The 19668-nt window shown below is 39.7% G+C and carries 20 protein-coding genes; 19 read left to right on the plus strand and 1 reads right to left on the minus strand.

Annotated elements, in window-relative coordinates:
• Positions 1-14: 14 nt before the first annotated feature.
• Complete coding sequence (locus NAF19_RS28850) at positions 15-437, minus strand: hypothetical protein (RefSeq protein WP_252793851.1); 423 nt, start codon at positions 435-437, stop codon at positions 15-17.
• A 108-nt stretch (positions 438-545) separates the two neighbouring features.
• On the opposite strand from NAF19_RS28850, the gene NAF19_RS28855 reads away from it, so the two are divergent.
• From NAF19_RS28855 to NAF19_RS28945, 19 genes are all read left to right on the plus strand, one after another.
• Complete coding sequence (locus NAF19_RS28855) at positions 546-2357, plus strand: type I restriction-modification system subunit M (protein ID WP_252793852.1); 1812 nt, start codon at positions 546-548, stop codon at positions 2355-2357.
• Positions 2354-3769, plus strand: a complete 1416-nt coding sequence (locus tag NAF19_RS28860) for a restriction endonuclease subunit S (protein WP_252793853.1) — start codon at positions 2354-2356, stop codon at positions 3767-3769. Before NAF19_RS28855 ends, NAF19_RS28860 begins: the two co-directional genes overlap by 4 nt.
• Positions 3769-4131 carry a hypothetical protein gene (locus NAF19_RS28865; RefSeq protein WP_252793854.1) on the plus strand — a complete coding sequence of 121 codons (363 nt, stop codon included), beginning with the start codon at positions 3769-3771 and terminating at the stop codon, positions 4129-4131. The genes NAF19_RS28860 and NAF19_RS28865 overlap by 1 nt, the downstream gene beginning before the upstream one ends.
• The gene (locus NAF19_RS28870) at positions 4131-7118 is read left to right on the plus strand and encodes a type I restriction endonuclease subunit R (protein ID WP_252793855.1); all 2988 of its coding nucleotides are present in this window, start codon (positions 4131-4133) and stop codon (positions 7116-7118) included. The genes NAF19_RS28865 and NAF19_RS28870 overlap by 1 nt, the downstream gene beginning before the upstream one ends.
• Before the next feature lie 37 nt (positions 7119-7155).
• Complete coding sequence (locus NAF19_RS28875; protein WP_252793856.1) at positions 7156-8142, plus strand: YiiX/YebB-like N1pC/P60 family cysteine hydrolase; 987 nt, start codon at positions 7156-7158, stop codon at positions 8140-8142.
• A 268-nt stretch (positions 8143-8410) separates the two neighbouring features.
• Positions 8411-8740 carry a helix-turn-helix domain-containing protein gene (locus NAF19_RS28880; protein WP_252793857.1) on the plus strand — a complete coding sequence of 110 codons (330 nt, stop codon included), beginning with the start codon at positions 8411-8413 and terminating at the stop codon, positions 8738-8740.
• Positions 8737-9057 carry a hypothetical protein gene (locus NAF19_RS28885; RefSeq protein ID WP_252793858.1) on the plus strand — a complete coding sequence of 107 codons (321 nt, stop codon included), beginning with the start codon at positions 8737-8739 and terminating at the stop codon, positions 9055-9057. Before NAF19_RS28880 ends, NAF19_RS28885 begins: the two co-directional genes overlap by 4 nt.
• A 32-nt stretch (positions 9058-9089) precedes the next feature.
• Positions 9090-9413 carry a hypothetical protein gene (locus NAF19_RS28890; protein WP_252793859.1) on the plus strand — a complete coding sequence of 108 codons (324 nt, stop codon included), beginning with the start codon at positions 9090-9092 and terminating at the stop codon, positions 9411-9413.
• Positions 9414-9692: 279 nt separating this feature from the next.
• On the plus strand, positions 9693-10370 hold the full coding sequence (locus NAF19_RS28895) for a hypothetical protein (protein ID WP_252793860.1): 678 nt from the start codon (positions 9693-9695) through the stop codon (positions 10368-10370).
• Positions 10370-11089: a DUF3307 domain-containing protein gene (locus tag NAF19_RS28900; RefSeq protein ID WP_252793861.1), complete on the plus strand. Its 720-nt coding sequence runs from the start codon at positions 10370-10372 to the stop codon at positions 11087-11089. Before NAF19_RS28895 ends, NAF19_RS28900 begins: the two co-directional genes overlap by 1 nt.
• Before the next feature lie 726 nt (positions 11090-11815).
• Positions 11816-12442: a hypothetical protein gene (locus tag NAF19_RS28905; protein ID WP_252793862.1), complete on the plus strand. Its 627-nt coding sequence runs from the start codon at positions 11816-11818 to the stop codon at positions 12440-12442.
• A gap of 197 nt (positions 12443-12639) precedes the next feature.
• Positions 12640-12810, plus strand: a complete 171-nt coding sequence (locus NAF19_RS28910) for a hypothetical protein (RefSeq protein WP_252758441.1) — start codon at positions 12640-12642, stop codon at positions 12808-12810.
• 12 nt (positions 12811-12822) lie between these two features.
• Entirely contained in the window at positions 12823-13884 is a 1062-nt protein-coding gene (locus NAF19_RS28915; RefSeq protein WP_252793863.1) for a DUF932 domain-containing protein, read from the plus strand.
• A gap of 468 nt (positions 13885-14352) precedes the next feature.
• Positions 14353-15219: an ATP-binding protein gene (locus NAF19_RS28920; protein WP_252793864.1), complete on the plus strand. Its 867-nt coding sequence runs from the start codon at positions 14353-14355 to the stop codon at positions 15217-15219.
• 201 nt (positions 15220-15420) lie between these two features.
• Complete coding sequence (locus NAF19_RS28925) at positions 15421-15957, plus strand: hypothetical protein (protein WP_252793865.1); 537 nt, start codon at positions 15421-15423, stop codon at positions 15955-15957.
• 389 nt (positions 15958-16346) lie between these two features.
• The gene (locus NAF19_RS28930) at positions 16347-16745 is read left to right on the plus strand and encodes a cupin domain-containing protein (protein ID WP_252793866.1); all 399 of its coding nucleotides are present in this window, start codon (positions 16347-16349) and stop codon (positions 16743-16745) included.
• A gap of 416 nt (positions 16746-17161) precedes the next feature.
• Entirely contained in the window at positions 17162-17407 is a 246-nt protein-coding gene (locus NAF19_RS28935) for a hypothetical protein (RefSeq protein WP_252793867.1), read from the plus strand.
• A gap of 57 nt (positions 17408-17464) precedes the next feature.
• On the plus strand, positions 17465-18460 hold the full coding sequence (locus tag NAF19_RS28940) for an NADP-dependent oxidoreductase (protein ID WP_252793868.1): 996 nt from the start codon (positions 17465-17467) through the stop codon (positions 18458-18460).
• Positions 18461-18472: 12 nt separating this feature from the next.
• On the plus strand, positions 18473-19159 hold the full coding sequence (locus tag NAF19_RS28945; protein WP_252793869.1) for a type 1 glutamine amidotransferase domain-containing protein: 687 nt from the start codon (positions 18473-18475) through the stop codon (positions 19157-19159).
• The last annotated feature ends 509 nt before the right edge of the window (positions 19160-19668 follow it).

Raw genomic sequence — 19668 nt, forward strand, 5'->3', positions numbered from 1 at the left:
GAGCAAATTAAGGATTATTTCTGTAGCAAATGATCAAAGTAAATTTTTCGATTGGGGCCGAAAAATCGCTTATAACTTTCGGCTTCGAGCGTATAACTTTTATCATTATTGCAGTAATAACAGGCCAGCACACAATTTGACGGACTATAAGGTAACTCGTTATGACACTTGTCGACTTCCAGAACCGGGCCTCTCACACCATAGCCCGTGGCCCTGGTTTTTAACAATCCTTTAGCGATGAGGTCCTGTATGTCCAATATTGCGGTCTGGCAGTAATAACAACGGAAGTCTTGTCCGTTTAACTGCCTGGTGAACCATTCTGAAAATCCGGCCCTGTCAGTAAAGCCCGGCTTATGCTTGGCACTGAATAATTTAAATGACCGTTCCTGTTCGTTACGGATCAAATTTGTTAATGCTGTCGGGATATTTGTATTCATGCGATTATGTTAGCAAGTCAAATAACCATAAAAAAAGGTATAACTTTAAGCAATAATATCAAAATTATAGCTGTATTTTGTTCAATATTTTAATTGAAGTTTTCCCGAATGAGTTTAAATACGCAGAGCCTACAACCTATTATTAATTTCATCTGGACGGTGGCAGATGATGTCCTGATTAATAAATATCTTGAAAACCAGTACCAGGATGTGATCTTGCCGATGACCGTTTTACGGCGTTTGGATTTGGCTTTAGAGTCAAGTAAGGACAAAGTACTTAAGACTTATGCGGATTTTAAGGACAAGATCGACAATCTTTCAGGGCTTTTGACCAGTGAGCAACATGGTTCTGGCTTGGCTTTTTACAATACATCAACTTTTACGATGAAAAAGCTGCTGGCCGATCCCAAAAACATCGATACTAATTTGCTCGATTATCTAAATGGTTATTCTGAGAATGTGCAAGATATCATTAGCAAATTCAAATTCAGAAATCAACTGGAAACATTTCAGGACACAGGGATAACATTCTCCCTGATCGAAAAATTTTGTAATCCAAAAGTAGAACTCAGCCCTGAAAAAATATCGCCCATGGCGATGGGCTATATGTTTGAGGACTTGATCCGCCGCTTTAATGAAAAAACCAATGCGGCGGCCGGTCGACATTTTACTCCGCGCGAAATTATAGAGTTAATGACCCATTTAGTCTATCTGCCGGTCAAGGAAAAGATTCAACAGGGTACTTATTTGGTTTATGATCCATGCGCTGGTTCGGGGGCTATGCTAACGCAATCCAAAATCTTCGCGACCGATCCCGATGGTGAGATCAAATCAAAAGCGGCGTTCCATTTATATGGGCAAGAGAATACGGGCGAGATGTACGCAACCTGCAAATCGGATATGTTGTTAAAAGGAGAAGATCCAGACAAGATCAAATTCGGTTCTACGCTCAGCGAATATGGCTTTGACCCGGACTTGAAATTTAATTTCATGCTTACAAATCCACCTTATGGTACGAGTTGGAAACAGGATATGGATAACCTGAATGTAGGCACAGATAAGAAGATAAGCATTATTGACAAGCGGTTCAATCTGCCAATTAAGAATTTTAGAGGTAAACTGGAAAATATTTGTGTTACATCCCGTAGCAACGACGGACAGCTCATGTTCTTATTACACATGCTCAGTAAGATGAAAGATGTAAAAGACGGCGGAAGTAGGATTGCATCTGTACATAATGGCTCTGCGTTGTTTACCGGTGATTCCGGCAGTAGCGAAAGTGCGGTCAGACAATACATTATAGAAAACGATTTTTTGGAATGTGTTATTCAGCTTCCGAATGATATATTTTATAATACTGGAATTACAACGTACGTATGGATTATTAGTAACGTAAAGCAGCAAAACAGGAAGGGTAAAGTACAGTTAATCAACGCAGCATCTTCCGATTTTTTTTATCGACGTAATAAAAACTTGGGAGCAAAAAAAGTAGAATTAAGCGCTGATCACATTAAAAAGATCCAGGATTTATATTTTGATTTTAAGGAAAATAAATATTCGAAAATATTTGACAACTCAGAATTTGGCAGCTATCAGGTAACTATCCATCGTCCAAAGTCCGATGAAACTGGAAAAATAATTAAAGATAGCAAGGGCAACCCCAAATCTGATCCAGCTTTAAAAGACGTTGAGAACGTGCCAATGAAAGAAAACATTGATACATACTTTAAAAGGGAAGTCTTGCCCTACGCTCCAAATTCGTGGTATGACAAAGAAAATGCGAAGATCGGTTACGAATTGCCCTTTAATAAATATTTTTATGAATTTTCGGTGCTAAGAGACCTAAAGGATATTAGTAAGGACATCCTGGAAATTGAAGAGGCAACCGACAATTTACTTAATGATATAATCGTAAAATGATCAACTCTCGACCTTACGAACAATATCAATATTCTGGCGAGGAATGGTTAGGCTTACTGCCCGGAAATTGGAAACTAATAAAGACCAAAAATCTATTTAGCTTAATTACAGAACCCGCGCCAGTAGGGAATAATGAGATGTTGTTATCAGTTTACACAGCGATTGGTGTACGGCCAAGAAAAGAACTAGAAGCAAGGGGAAATAAGGCTTCCACAACCGATAATTACTGGTTAGTTCAGCCAGGAGATATCATCGTAAATAAGCTGCTTGCTTGGATGGGTGCCGTTGGTATCTCTGTGTATCAAGGTGTAACGAGTCCAGCCTACGATATCTTAAGGGCTAAATCGGAGGTTAACGCTCAATATTATAACTATTTGTTCAGACTGCCAATTTCAGGCAAGGAATTTAAAAGGCACTCCAGAGGAATAATGGATATGCGGCTTAGACTTTACTTTAGCCGCTTTGGCGATATTAAGTTACCGTACCCAAGCTATGAAGAGCAAGCTCAAATTGCGCTATTCTTAGACTATAAAATTGGACAAATCAATCGTTTTGTCTCCAAAAAAAAGCACTTGATTACTTTGTTAAATGAACAAAAGAAGATGATCATTAACCGTGCGGTTACCAATGGCATCGTTAATGATATTTCTTTGAAAAGTAGCGGTATCCCTTGGCTCGAAACGATACCGGCACATTGGAATGTACGCAAGCTTAAGTTTGTTGCTGAGTGTTTTCCAAGTAATGTTGACAAGAAAACAAAAGAAGGCGAGGCATCAGTAATGCTATGTAATTATACAGATGTCTATAAGCATGATTATATAGTAAATGATATGCCCTTTATGGAAGCATCTGCAACCGACGAACAGATCGAACGTTTTTTGCTTAAGAAAGGCGATGTCGTGATAACGAAGGATTCTGAAACGGCAAACGACATTGCTGTCCCCGCGTTCATAAAAGAGGATCTTGATAATATCATCTGCGGATACCATCTTTCTGTCTTGCGCCCTTATGACGACATACTTGGAGAATTCTTGTTCAGGTTGTTGCAATCCAAAATAATTAACGCACAATTTGAAGTGCGTGCTAACGGGGTTACCCGTGTAGCTTTGGGGGTATATGACCTAAAAAATGCAAAAATACCCTTACCACCTAAAGAAGAGCAGCAACAAATCATAGAATATATCAGTCGGGAAACGGCGGTGATATACAAAACCATCGGGCAAATTGAAAAAGAGATTGCGCTGGCTCAGGAATATCGCACAGTCTTGATAACCGAGGCGGTTACAGGTAAAATTGACGTCAGGTCTTATGTGATCCCTGAAACATCCGAAGATATAACTATAGGGGATGATATTGCAGGATTTGATATAGAAGAAGAAACCGAATTCGAAACACAAGAAAATGATAGCTAATGGCAACTGCTGAAATTGGGATGTTATGGAATATCGTCAAAGACGTAAGGTCAAGATTGTCTGATAAGAACGATCAGGCTATCGACGCGCTCGGTGCCATCAGAAAGGCATTCAATTATATTTATGACTACTTGGTGAATAACAAAGGCGCTTATCAGCCTAATATGCAGTTAGCTGACTTGTGGAACGATGCCTCCACTGCGGTAATGCGCGTGGATCGTTCATTGGGTGATATGTTAGCCAGCAAGTCCAGATTTTGGGCCCATCCCCAGATCTACGAAGAATTGAACCGGTCAGTAGACGTGTTAACATTAAGCGAGATCACGGATCAAATGGAGCATTTAAGACAACGCATACGCTAATGAGCACCGATACGAGCGAAAAAGGCCTGGAGGCGCATATCAGCCAATACCTGATAGATCATAACGGTTTTATTTTACGGGCCAATACACAATATGATGCGACATTTTGTATAGACCGTGAAATGCTATTTGATTTTTTAGCAGCGACCCAACCTAAAGCTGTAGTAAAGCTCAAAGCTTATCACAAGGAACTATATGAGCAGAAAATCCTTAAACGATTAAACGACCAAGTGCAGGCTAAGGGTATCATCGAAGTGCTGCGTAAAGGCATAACTGATGGCTTCACCGACACAAAGATACAATTGGTATATGATCAACCGGTGTCCATTCATAACGCGGCCGCGCAATCTTTATACCAAGCGAACGTGTTCTCGGTCATGCGACAGGTGTTTTATTCCACCAGCAATCGTAAATCGCTGGACATGGTACTGTTCATTAATGGTATCCCGGTCATCTCGTTCGAATTAAAAAATGAACTCACCAAACAAAATATTCAGCATGCGATCAAGCAATACAAAGAAGACCGCGACCCCAACGAGGCCCTTTTCCAATTAGGAAAATTGATTGTCAATTTCGCCGTAGATAGCGAAGAAGCCTGGATGTGCACGCATCTGAAAAAAGAACGGTCTTATTTTTTACCCTTCAACAAAGGCTATGAAAATGGAGCGGGCAACCCGCCGAACGGCGGTATCAAGACCGATTATCTTTGGAAAGAGGTATTGACCAAAGCAAGCCTGACCGATATTGTACAAAATTTTTGTCAGTTGGTGACCGAAGAAAAAGAGTATAAAGATGATAAGGGTAAGGTCAGGACGCGAAAGGAAACCAAGCTTATTTTTCCGCGCTATCATCAGCTGGCGGCAGTAAAGGAACTCTTGCAAAACGCCCGCCTTCATGGTGCCGGGCAAAAATACCTGATCCAGCATTCGGCTGGTTCAGGGAAATCCAATTCCATAGCCTGGCTGGCCCATCAATTGGTCGGGCTGCACAACATTGGCGGGGACCAGCATCTTTTTGATACGGTGATCGTTGTGACGGACCGACGCGTATTAGATGTGCAGATCCGTAACAATATTAAGCAGTTTCAACAGGTCAACGGGGTCGTCGAAGCCATAACGGAAGGTAGCAAGCAGTTGAGGGAGGCTTTGGAGGAAGGTAAAAAGATCATCATTACGACCATTCAAAAATTCCCGCATATTGTGGAAGAAGTTGGCGAGCTACCCGGGAATAATTTTGCTATTATCATTGATGAAGCCCATAGCAGTTTGAGCGGTCAAATGGCACGCAAATTAAATCAGGCTATCGCCAAACCCGCAGCGGATGATGATGAGTTTGAAACGGACGACCATGACACCATTACTGGTGAAGATCTAATTACAGATTTGATCCGTTCGCGTAAATTGTTGCCGAACGCCAGTTATTTTGCTTTTACGGCCACGCCAAAAAATAAAACCCTGGAATTGTTTGGTGTGCCGTATGCAGACGGCGAGAAGACAAAATACCGGGCCTTTCATCTTTATTCCATGAAGCAGGCAATCGAAGAAGGTTTTATCATGGATGTGCTGCAAAGCTATACCACCTATCAAAGCTATTATGCCTTGCTAAAAAAGATCGAGGACGATCCGGAGTATGACCGAAAGCGTGCCCAGCAAAAATTAAAAGCTTATGTCGAGAGCCATGAGCATGCGATCAAAAAGAAGACCGCGCTGATTGTCGACCATTTTATGGACAGCGTGATCCGCCAGCGTAAGATCGGCGGCTTCGCTAAGGCTATGCTCGTTACCGGTACCCGGGCTAATGCGGCTAAGTATAAAAAAGCCTTCGACGGATATATGCGGTCGACCAACAATCCCTACCAGGCGATAGTGGCCTTTTCTGGTGAGGTCGACGGACAAACCGAAGCTGCGCTTAATGGGTTTTCGAGTGCTGCTATACCAAGTGAATTTGAAAAAAGTCAATACCGGTTCCTGATCGTAGCTAATAAATTTCAGACGGGATTTGATCAACCATTATTACATACCATGTATGTGGACAAAAAACTGGGTGGTGTCAACGCGGTACAGACCCTTTCTCGCCTTAACCGAAGCCATCCCCAAAAGAAAGACACCTTCGTGCTGGATTTTGCCAATTCGGTTGAAGAGATCGAAAAATCCTTTGCTCCTTATTTTGAAAGTACGATTCTGGGTGAGGCAACGGACCCTAATAAACTATTTGATCTGCAGGACGCGCTGGATCAGTTTCATGTGTACAACCACGATCAAGTGGAAGAATTCTCTGATAAAATATTAGCAAGCGTTCCAGTTGATCAGTTGCACGGCATTTTGAATAGTGCAGCGGCTGTTTTTCGAAACAATTTGCCGGAAGAACAGCAATTGGATTTTAGGACTAAGGTCAAGTCTTATGTTCGGCTATATATTTTCCTTTCACAGATCCTGCCGTTTGAAAGTCCTTATATGGAACGCCTGTATATTTTCTTGAATCACTTACAGAATAAGTTGGGAGGAGACGCACCGGCTGATCTGGCTCAGGGGATATTGGATAATATTGATATGGACAGTTATCGTTTGCAGTTAGAATCGGCGAGTTCGATCACGTTAACGCAAGGCGATGAGTTGAAGCCGATCACTAGTGATGTGGCGGGTGGCGGGGCAGAGGAGGAAATCGATCGCTTGTCCAATATCTTACGAACATTTAATGACCGCTATGGTACTCATTTTGAGGATGCGGATAAAGTGCGGCAGATGGCGGAAAACATCGCGGCTGATGTGGCTAAGAATGAGGAGTTAATGGATTCGCTTAAGTTTTCTGACGAGCAGAATGCGCGCATAACCAGTGATAAAGTGGTTGGCCAGGAGCTACTGAAGCATATCACGACCAATTTTGACCTTTACAAGCTTTATTCGGATAATAAAGAATTCAAGGAAGATTTTTCTGCGATGATGTTCGGGGTGGTTAAGGAAATTATTAGCAGAGGGCTTAATAGTTAAAGTTCTTAGTTAGCTGGAAACCACTGATATTTAGGATATGATATATGTACTAGACGAAACCGTCCTTGAAAAAGGAGATATTATTTTGATTCGGGAAGATACCAATGAGAGCCGTGAGATTATGAAACGCTCTAATAGCGATTTTCACCACGCCATGCTTTATCGTGCAATCTCAAGCTATCTTGAATCCGACGGCACGCTGGTACGCGCCATGAATACCCAGAGAAAGCCGATAAAGCAGGAGCAGGATGTGGCGGTATTAAGGCTCAAACAAATGCCCGAGTGGTATACGGTCGAAAAAGCCTTGAACGCTGCGGGCGCCATGGTTGGCATGGATTACTCAACGCGTGAGGCTTTTCGCGCGTTGACGCACCAGGGCAAAGCCCCCGTTTCGCCGAATTTGCAATTTTGCACCCGCTTTGTGGCGCAGGCATATGCTGCGGCCGGGGTCCAGTTAGTCGATGACCCGAATTATTGCACACCGCAACAAATACTGGATTCTCCTTTGCTGATGCGTGTGGATGGTCCTTTACGTTTGGCCCATCCGGAAGAGATCGTCATGGGCGAGGAAAAAAATCCTATAGCGGAAAGAGACGAGAACCGGCTGGGAAGCTTCCTCGAAAACGCGCGGGGCATTACGGGTGGTGACGAACAAACACTGAAGCAGCTATCTGCTTATATGATTCTGCATCCCGAGTTAGATACATCGATATCCGCGGCGATGGTTCAATCAGGTTTCCTGGAAACCTGGAAAGAAGAGGAAGCGGCTAACCCGGAACATTACGATACAAAAGTGTTCCATGCGTTGATCATTGATCCGATCGCAAAGATAATGGAAGCAGTGCGCCTCGTTGAAACTGCTGAAGAACAACTGGAAGGTTACGAGCCGGAATATGAGCATCTGATTAAACAATATAAATCATACCCCTTGCGGTATTTTGAATTGCAGGTCGAACTGTATAAAAACCTGATCGATCAAAAGCGCCGCATTTTGGCTATGTGTGATAAGATCATGGATGATTAATAGTTGCTTAGTAATGCATTCCCTAAAAAAACTAATTACCTGGATCTTGCTTAATATTTAACCTTTTTTCGGGAATAAAATGCTATGTTTTTCGTCCTACAGTATTGCATAAACTTCTTCAGCCATGGAATAATTTCCATAGACATTCAGGCACCCTCCAAGGTAAGACGTTCTTAAGTTCAACCTCAATAAAAACACCTGCCTCATACATGAGGTGTGAATAAATTAGTTCTCCCTTCTACACATTTGCCATAGAAAAATTAAAGCTATGGCAAATTACAATGAAACTCAGAACGACTTTCCAAAAGTTCACAGGGATCAGTTGATAACTGTTCAGGACTTGATTGATTTTAAACAGCAGCTTATTGGCGACATAAAGAAATTGCTAAAAGAACAATCCGGGCATCCGGGCCACCAATGGCTCAAAGCTTTTGAAATAAAAAAGATGCTCCGGCTGTCAGAAAGCAAGTTGCAAATCCTGCGGGATAAGGGCGTTATTCCTTTCAAAAAATTGGGTGGTGTAACGTACTATAACCTTGAAGAGATCGAAAACCTGATGCACTCTGGGACATTACTTGATCAATTGAAATTGGCATGAAGAGGAAGGCAAAACGGATCATTCAGCAACCACCAAAAGCACCCCAAGATAACCCTAAAAACAAGGGGTCAAACCTTGCTGGGTATGGTGTCAATGTTCCTCCAGACAGGTTTGTGGTACACATCTATTTTGACCAAAAAGGTTTGGCGGATTGTGCAGATGTGTTCTTAGCGGAGAAGGAATTATTGCAATGGAAAACGGGAACCGGTTCGCCAATTCGGAACTGGAAGGTCTGTGCGGCTGACTGGATATTTGACCATCGGCAGCGAATGAAGAGGAGATCAAGGCTATCGCCATATTGCAGCGAATCAATTTGAGTATGGATGTTTGACAAATCCAATCGAGGACTTTGAAAAAGGAGGAGATTGCCTCTTTCAGCAATCAGCAAGAACTGGACGACCCTAAAAGTAAAGAGGAGTTGATGCGCTCCCTTAAAAAAGGGAATGCCCAGCAGGTTACCGTTGACCGGGGTGGCTCCGAACAAAAATATTTTATAGCCGCCAATCCGCAATATAAAACAGTGGATCTCTACGACCATCAAATGAAAAAAATCAAAAGGGAAGAAATATTGCAACCGGAACAGAAGGCCACTAAAAGTTTAAAACAACGGGAACAGCCAACGGACGAGCCGCTAAAAAAAAAGCAGTCGCGTAAAGCGAAACTGAAAGTTTAATTTAGATTGCTACAGCGTTATTCTAAATGATTATTGATATAAATAAGGCCTCGCGGAATGCTTGGCCTTATTTTATGGTTACTCCTTACTACTTTTTTTACGTTTAATTACTGCTTTTACACCCCACAGGCTTGCCACTTTTAGTTAAAGAACTTTTGTATTGGAGGAGAATTAATATAAGCTTATATACTTATAATTTTAAATTATAAATGAAATAACTTATATTTTTATGATATAAACAAAATTACTTATAACTTAGCGCAACAAAATACAAGTGATATGAAAATATATGCTGTAGTAACAGGAGATATTAAGAACTTTACCAAACTTCCAGGTGACAGACGCGGCAAATTAGTTGTAGAAACAGAAATGCTCATGAGGAAAATGGTTAAACACCCTAAAGACGCGCAAGTATTCCGTGGGGATAGTTACCAGTTGCTAATGGAGGATGTTACACAAGTATTAAAAAAGTGTATCCGGTTGATATGCTGGTTCAAGCTTAATTCAGATCGTCTTAGCTTGGGAGAAAATGGCACCAAAAAAGATAGTCGTGTCCATTTAGGCACCCGGTTATCAATCGGCATTGGAGAAATAGCGTATGAAGGTAAGAATGTGTTGGATTCAGACGGAGAAGCATTTCATCTGTCGGGCAGGAACTTCGATATCCTTAATAAAGACGAAATCATCCGGTTAACTACTTTTGATGAACAAAGAAATGAAGTTTATGAAATGATATTGATATTTATCAATTCGATCATGAAAACTTGGACGCCCAGCCAGGCAGAAACAATATTCGAACTATTGGAAAAAGATGATAATACCCAGCATAAAATAGCAAAAAAATTAAAGATGACCCAACCTGCTATCGCATCCAGTTTACGTGCGGCAAGATGGAAAGAAGTAGAAAAGGGAATTAATTATATTACTAAAGAATTAGAAAAGCAATATTTCTTATAATGGAACTAACACTGATATTACGTTTAGTATTTGCCCATTTGCTCGGTGACTTTCTATTACAGCCAACAAAATGGGTTAAAGCGAAAAACAATAAAAAAGAAAAAGCACCGGAGATGTACTACCATATAATGGTAGTAACACTATTGACTTATATATTTTTATGGGACTGGAGCCATTGGTACTTACCGTTGATGATCATGGTTAGCCATTTGGCGATAGACATCTGGAAAAGCCACCATCCCCATACATTTAACTACTTTATAGTTGACCAAATGTTACACCTGCTCGTAATTGTAAGCGTTTGGGTAATATTTTATTTTGATACCGATACCGTGTTTACCTGGACTGTTAAATATTTTAACTCCGTGCATTTTTGGATATTAATTATAGGCTATTACGTAGTAACAGTACCGTTGGGCATTGCCATCGGCAGTGCTACTGGTAGGTGGCAAGAGGATGCAGCTATGAATACCGGAGGATTAGATAAAGCCGGTATGTGGATTGGCCGTTGTGAACGGGTTTTGATATTAACTTTTATCCTTACCAATCAATACACAGCATTAGGGTTTTTAATGGCAGCAAAATCGATTTTACGTTTTGGCGACGCGGAAGAGCGGGCACAGAAAAAGACCGAATACATTTTGGTAGGTACATTAATGAGTTTTGCAGCGGCAGCGATTATAGGCACAGCAGTAAACTACTTATTACACAAATATTGACACCGCTCGCAATTCAGGCGGATGCATATAACAAATAATATGCATTGTAATGAAACCAAAAATGGTTTGACGATCAGCTCGGAATCTTACTTTGCAAGGTACTTTAATCCAGCTAGCTACATTTTTATATTGTAATTTAATAAGTTTCTTCTGCTTTATTTTTATGCTGTCCCTGCGGCCAGGCTATACGCTATATCTCTCCCTGAAAGGATGCCCCTCCTATCCTTGACAGGGGATTTTAAAAAATTGTCTGCTTAAATATCCTGCTCCTGCATTTTTTCTACGCTGCAAAAGCATCCGCTTCGGTAACCTGCCGGAAGATGCAATTAAGAGCATCATTCAGGACTTCACTTGTTTACCCGCTTCATTGCATTACGCCGGGAAAAGCTGCGCTTGCCTTCGCTCTGCACTTAATTCATTGCTAAAAAGATCAGACACTTTAAGCAGCTATTTTCCAATCGAAACGGAGAAAAAGGCAGCTAAGGTTTTGCCCGCATTAATTTAAGATTTCCTAAACATCCGCAAAAGACTACGGCATAATGAATTAGCTCGTCCCTCGCCAATTCAACCTGCGGGACTTATTCCGTTTCCTTTTGCCTGCTGCGGGCACCTTTTAATTGCTTTCTTTTTTTCCGTTTTTTCTTTTGAAAAATAGCTTTTTGGGAAAGTCTTCGGGAAAAGAGGGAAACAAAAAACAAATTTTTTAACCCTTTAAAAGCAGTAAAAATGAAAACAGCAGAAAAAAATGCAACAGGTGTACAAGGTGCAACCGCAAAAAACAACGAAGCAACCAACAAATTCACAAACCGCCCAAGCTTAACCCAAAAGGAAGCCAAAGAAGATGCAAAAGCTACAGATCAAACACCTGCCCAAACGCCGAAAGTTGAGGCAACCCACAACGCCGAAATTAAGAGCGATAGCCCCGCTACAGTGGATAACCAACCCGCTCACGTTGCGCCTTATACTACGGGACAAGGGATAGACGAAGCGCCCATAGCCGAACAGGTAAAAGCGGAAGAACCAAAAGCGGAAGTAAAACCCGTAAAATTTGCTTTGAACTTAGAAAGTACCTTAAAGGTAGTGGATGATCTGCACCGCAGGAGCATCCAACGGGTAAACCTGATTGCCCGTATCAACCAGTTAACAGCCTTCGAGGTGGCGTTAGCGCAGGAAAATGACGAGTTGGAAGATAACCCGTATCAGGGTTGCAAACTCATTATCAAAGATGATAAGAACCGGGAATTTATTACCACCACACCGGGTTTGATCCGTTTGGTATCTCAATACATTTTTGATGCTTGTAGCGACAAACTGGCTGAAATCGAAGCCAATATTGTTTTTCCAAATTCCTAACCAACCCAATGCCCCCGGTAGCAAGCCGGGGGCATTTTTAAATTTCACCTTAAAAGTTAATCCGATGTACGAGCAATTTATAGAGTTAACCAACCAAATATTTTGGGAAGGTTACGCAGAGCAATTAGCACAGGAAAACCCAGTAAGGTTTCAATTCGAGTTAAACGATTTTATAAACACCTATCAAAATTAAGGTAATGGAAGATACGATCTTTTTGCTACTGAAAATAACCATCAAAACCACGCATAAAAACATACATGATGCGATACAGGAATTGCAAACTAAAACGCAATTAACGGTAAGCAGTACCAAAAAAGTTAAGGTTTTGAAAACAGAGATCATGCAATTAAAAACTAAAACCCTTTAAATTAAAATTATCATGGCACATCAAATAAATTTTAATCAGAAAACAGGCAAAGACAGCTTTATGAGCGTAAAAGAAAAAGCCTGGCACAACCTCGGGCAGGTCATAGACCGTTACCCGACCAGTAGCGAAGCGATCAGGCACGCCGGACTGGATTATATCGTTGAAAAACGACCGCTTTTTACCTACGATACCCCTAATTATCTCGGCAGTGCTGAGATAATTATCCCTGAAATAAATGTACCTAATTTCTTTGCGACCGTTAGGGCCGACACGGAACAGGTTTTGGGTGTAGTAGGCAATGATTATGAAGTGGTACAAAACCGGGATGCTTTTTCTTTTTTTGATGCTATCATAGGCGGTGGCGAGGGCATTTTATACGAAACTGCCGGGGCATTAGGCAATGGCGAACGGGTATTTATAACCGCTAAGTTGCCCGATTATATTAAGGTAGGCAGAAAAGATATGATCGAGCAATACCTGTTTTTAACCACGTCTCACGATGGTTTAGGGAGCATTACCGCAGCTTTTACCCCGATACGCATAGTTTGCAACAATACGCTAAACGCTGCCATGCAAAGCAATAGCAACGCCATAAAAATACGCCATACCGTATCCGCAGGGGAGCGGTTAAAACAGGCGCATACGCTGATGGGTATCAGCCATGTTTTAGCGGGTGAAATGGAGGGCTTATTTAATCAATGGGCAAAGGCGCGTATCACCGATACCGAAGTGAAAAAATTAATTCAGATCGCAATGGCACCTAATAAAGAAGTGCTGACCAACTTAGCCGAAGGTAAACTAGACTTATTATCTACCCATTATACCAACATCGTAGATAACGTGTATGAATATGCTTTGGCAAGCCACGCCCAGCAATTAGAAACTACCGCTGGAACAGTATTTGGTGCTTATAACGCCGTAACGGGCTATTTTCAAAATGTACGCAATTTTAAAAGTGATGAAGCGAAGTTTAAATCCATCATGCATGGAACAGCCAAACAACGGGCGCAAACTACTTTTAACCTTTGTAATGAATTTGTAAAGCACGGAGGCGAGGCGCTGATATATAATTAAATACCATCAAAGGGCGAGCAATCGCCCTTATTTTAAAAATTGCCCGGCGGCGGGCTACGCCCGCCCGGAAGAACACCCCCTGTTTTCCTATTATTTGATGATCTTTGGTGAAAACAGGGGGTGCTTTTAAAACACTAAGAGCTATTAAGATTTGGCAGGTGAGGGCTAACATGTACCTATTTAGTTAAATATAAATTAAATCAAACTATTTATATATTTTTGTGCAGTATTATTACTGTCCTAGGGATAGAAAAAATGAAATTTATTAATTAAGATATTGCGTTACGCATAACTCGTCATAGAAAACTGGTAATTTGAAATGAAAACGAGGGATAAGTATGACGCTCATGCCAAATGGTGCGGGCTTGCTTATTTTGTTTTCAGGTATACCAGTACCTCTATGGCAGATAAGTTTTGTCTGCGCCATTTCTTTTTAGTACCACCCGAATCATAGAATAAGGAGTATTAATGAGTATTAAGGAATTGATTACCCGAACTAAAAAGCCTGAACAGGCTCAATCACAAAAGCCACATGTAACCGCCGATCAATCTATATTTGCGGTTTTTGAAATCATGCGCAAAACTAAAACCGCCTCTCTGCCGGTTTACGAGGATGGGTTTTTTGTCGGAGTAATTTCCCTCATCTCACTTACTAAAAAACTCGTAAATACTATTGGAGAAACCAAGTTAAGCTACCAAAGGGCCGTCCATGACCTTAGAAATCCACTTTTTAATATACAGGGTTTGATCATGTTGTTGCATGACTCGCCGGATGCTCAAGAAAATATGGATATTTTAAGTTTATGTAGCTTATCGTGTAAACATGCGATAGACATACTCGAAGATCTGCTGCTGGTGGAAGTTTACGAAAGTAAACCTTTAAGCATGGTACAAACGGAAATGAATTATTTTTACTATCAATGTGTCCATGAGCAAAAGGGTTTAAGTCTGCTTAAAAATATAAATATAGTAACCGACCTATCGACCGAAACGGTAATCAGGAATATTGACCGCAGCCATTTTAAAAGAGCGGTACAAAATGTGATTGCAAACGCTGTCAAATTTTCTTACCCCGATAGTATCATCAAAATATCAAGTAAGATCCAAAATGAAAAGTTAATCTTAAAAGTTGTTGATGCCGGTGTTGGTATACCCTCACATTTACAACCGGAGATTTTCAATAAATTTACAAAAGCTCAACGACCTGGCACCGAAGGGGAAGCCTCAACAGGTTTGGGCCTGTGTTTTTCTAAACAGTGTATCGAACAGCATCAGGGAACGATCTATTTTAAAAGTATTGAGGGGCAGGGCAGTAAATTTTATATCAGCATATAATGGCAAATATTAAGGAACTAACTACTCTTCTATTTTCCCTAATAGGTAATCAATACCGAAAGGGTAATAGGTATGTTAGAAAACCAGCCTTAAATGTGTCTGTATGAAACTTAATAGCTGTGTTGAGTTATATACTTAATGCCTGCTATTCAAAAGTATCTATTTTGATTATCTGAAATTTACAAGTTAGTCACTTCTAAAATGGGAATTATTTTTACTCCATTATTGGCTTTAATAATTACCGGTTTCCTGATCTATAATTTGCAAAAAAGAATAGATATTAGACCAGTTGCATTTCGCCTGATATTTCGTCTTTATACCATTTCCTGGTTGCTAAATACCCTATGGGAAGTGTTACAATCTCCTTTGTATCGAATCTACAACAATAAAAACGACCATCTGCTCTTTTGTTTATTAGCAGCGATAGCCGATGCGATCATGACGGTTTTGCTTTATTTCAGCTTTGTGCAGATTTATAAAAATCTGTTCTGGTTCAAAAAACCAGGTTATGACAAGCTATTTTTATTAGTGTTAACAGGCGGTTCAGGTGCTTTGCTGTCAGAATTCATACACATATCATTGAAGCAATGGTCATATCAACAATCCATGCCTTTGATTCCTTTATTAAATGTCGGCCTTGTCCCAGTTTTACAATTTATGCTGCTCCCTGGTCTAACATATTATTTTGCTTTAAAAAATTCACAAGATCCTCAAGTATTCAAATCTAAATCGTTATAATGCTCAGGGGGCTACCATCATCATTAACAAAAACATACTAACCACGTTAATGAAATAATCTTTTTATTATTTGTATCCATTTGTTTGACTTTCTATAAGCCGGTTGAGGATACCATTTTTCAATTAGGTGATACGAAAACCTATTTTCTGTTAATAAAACTTAAGCCAAAAACTTTTGTTACTTATTACGAGTAATAGATCAAATTACTTATTCAGCCTTTTACTTCTCGGATAGGAACGACAAGTCAATTCTGAGTTATTATTAACCAAAAGAAAAATTACCACATACGCTGGAAATACTGTAATATATTGGATTAATGATCAGTAGTTTACCGTTGAATTAGTACATAATTTACAACTGCAAGTATATAAATAGATAATAAATTATCATGAAAGGATTTACTGCCAACATTGAAAAGGAAACTTTGGAAAACAACAATTTTCGTAAAGTTCTATATACTGCAAAGTATAGCCAGATTGTCTTAATGAGCCTTCGGCCTAAAGAGGAAATAGGCATGGAAACCCACGAAAAAAATGATCAGTTTTTCCGTTTTGAAAGTGGACAGGGTAACTGCATTATAGATGGTAATGAATATGGGGTTAAAAACGGGGATGCTGTTATTGTACCTGCGGGCGCAAAACATAACGTTATAAATACGTCAGATACAGAAGCGTTAAAGCTTTATACAATTTATTCCCCACCAAACCATAAAGATGGGATAAAACGACAAACTAAAAAGGAAGCAGAAACTATTAAAGAAAAGTTTGACGGTAAAACAACAGAGTAGTGTATTGAGAGACGACATGAAAGCAATCGTAAATTCAAAAAACACTTGATTGGGATTCTGATAATATAATTGGTATCTGAAGGCAAATTTAACTAATTAAACATGATGCACGATAATTCTTCGGGTTGGGGAATGGGTTGGGGGATGTGGATTATTCCAATTAGCATTGTTCTCTTACTTGTATTTATTTTACTATACAGACGCAAACGATAGATAAAAGCGTATCGTGGCGAATGACATCGCAAATATTTATTGCCGATTGCGTAATCAATGATAGTGTCTCTAAAAATAGCCAGACAGCAACTATCACTTTTAATAAAATAGATGCTTACGCGAAAAATAAAGAATTACCTAAAAGATAAGTTTATAAAAAAGCAAGCAATTCATTCTTTGTATCATGATTTAAGTGTAATAAAATGAGTTATGAAATCCTATTTGAAGACGAAGCAATAAAAATCGTACACATTACGTCTGCCACTTTTAAAACCTGGAAAATTTGGCGGATTGAATTTCATGATGGCAAAGAAGCGGTGCTTTATAAATGTGGAAATGAATGGATGCAACGTATTGAAGATCAACTTGAAATTCGGTTTTTAATAGCTATAGGTAAATGTATAGACGATAATAGTTTAAAAAATCCATCACTACTATTCGATAATTAGAATTTTTAAAGATTCGTGTCCAGGAATGTGTAATTCTTTGTATTAAAAATTTAAATAATGAATAAAGTAATTCTGTTATATAAAAGGCCCGTTGGAAAACCCGTTTTAAGTGATTTCAAATTTGCCATTGAAGAGGTTCCGGTAGCGGCTAATGGTGAACTGTTATTGAAAACATTATATGTTTCCGTAGATCCTTATTTGCGCGGAAGAATGAACGATTCTAAATCATATGTTCCGCCCTTTCAATTAAATAAACCAGTACAATCAGGCATTGTAGCAGAAGTTATCGGGTCAAATCGTACAGATTTTAAAATCGGTGATTTCGTTTCCGGAAATTTGGAATGGAAGGAATACCAGATATCTGTAGGTAGCGGATTGAGCAAAATAAATGATAGCGCTGAGAATTTAAGTAAATACCTGGGCATTTTAGGCATGACGGGGCTCACTGCTTATTGTGGCCTGACAGAGATTGGAGATCCTAAAGAAGGTGAAACTATTGTGGTATCAGGAGCCGCTGGAGCTGTAGGGAGCGTAGTGGGCCAGATCGGTAAAATACTCGGTTGCAGGGTAGTTGGAATAACGGGAGCAGATGAAAAAGTTGACCTTTTAAAATCAAAGTTTCATTTTGACCAGGCTATTAATTATAAAACTGCGGGAAATTTGAAAGAAGCAATTGGAAATGCTTGCCCTGCCGGTGTTGATGTTTATTTTGATAACGTTGGGGGTGAGATATCTGATGCTGTTTTAGCGAACATAAATAAATATGCCCGGATACCACTTTGTGGCGCAATATCTCTTTACAATGAAACAAAGCCACCAATCGGACCCCGTATTCAACCAGTGCTTTTGGTTAAAAGTTCCTTAATGCGTGGATTTATCGTTTCTGATTTTTCCGATAAATTTCCCGGAGCCATAAAACAATTGGCGAGCTGGTTAAAAGAGGGTAAACTCACCTATGCCGAAACCATTGTGGAAGGATTTAATCATATTCCGCAAGCATTTCTTGATCTGTTTGAAGGGAAGAACGAAGGTAAAATGATCGTTAAAATTTAATATAAATTAATTATGAAAGTATTGATCGTATTAACATCCCATAGTGAATTGGAAAATACAGGTGAAAAAACCGGTTTTTGGATAGAAGAATTCGCCGCGCCTTATTATGTGATGGCCGATGCTGGCGTAGAATTAACCATCGCATCTCCAAAAGGTGGCCAGCCGCCTATTGATCCGAAAAGTGAGACTCCTGGTGCAGAAACACCGGCTACGCTACGGTTTAATAATGATCAGGCTTTAAAAGATAAACTGGCCCATACCATAAAATTGGATAATGTTGGGCAGGTTGATTATGATGCGGTATTTTATCCCGGAGGACACGGCCCGTTATGGGATTTGGCAAACGATGAAATATCAATTGCTTTAATTGAAAATTTTTATAAGCATAACAAACCAGTGGCTTTTGTATGCCATGCGCCTGGAGCTTTGATAAAAGTCAAAACGCCTAACGGCGAACCTTTGGTTAAAGGAAAGGCTATAACAGGTTTTTCTAATACGGAGGAAGAAGCGGTTAAATTAACTGATATAGTTCCTTTTTTGCTGGAAGACGAATTAGGGAAATTGGGTGGTATTTACACCAAAGGGCCTGACTGGAGTGTATATGTAAAAAAAGATGGTCTTTTAATCACAGGACAAAACCCTGCTTCATCAGAAGAGGCAGCCAAATTACTTTTAGCAACGCTTAATGAAAAAAAATAACGGAATTTAAAAGAGTTCCAATAATTTAATACTTCAGGCAATATACTGATAGGTTATTGTAAAGGAATACCTTAGCGTTCTTGCTACTATCCCTAAGTCTACACGCAGAATTGTTTTAGTTAATTTTTCATTCATTAAATAAACATAAATCTCAAACCTTTAAGTGCGATACTGTACATTAACCTGAAACTTCGTATAATTTGCAACGTAATAATATGGAAATATCTTAGCAAAATCTAAGATTATTTAAAGGCTTGTAACGAAGGAATCGCTAAGGCTTTAGGAAATAAAATAGAAAATGAAGATTAAATTAGAACCATAATTAACTATATAACTGCTTTTTAGCTTTTTTTATCGGGTCATCAATATCAAACTGCTTAAAAATAAAATCATCGAAGTCCTTACTTAGTTTATTTGTAGGTCACGTAATTAAACCCGGAATACTGAAATAGAAAACTGACCCTTTTCCGCTTTCGCTTTCAACCCATATTTTACCGTTATGAAGATGA

It is taken from the genome of Mucilaginibacter flavidus (genome assembly GCF_024055575.1).
In the GTDB taxonomy this organism is placed as follows: Bacteria; Bacteroidota; Bacteroidia; order Sphingobacteriales; family Sphingobacteriaceae; genus Mucilaginibacter; species Mucilaginibacter flavidus.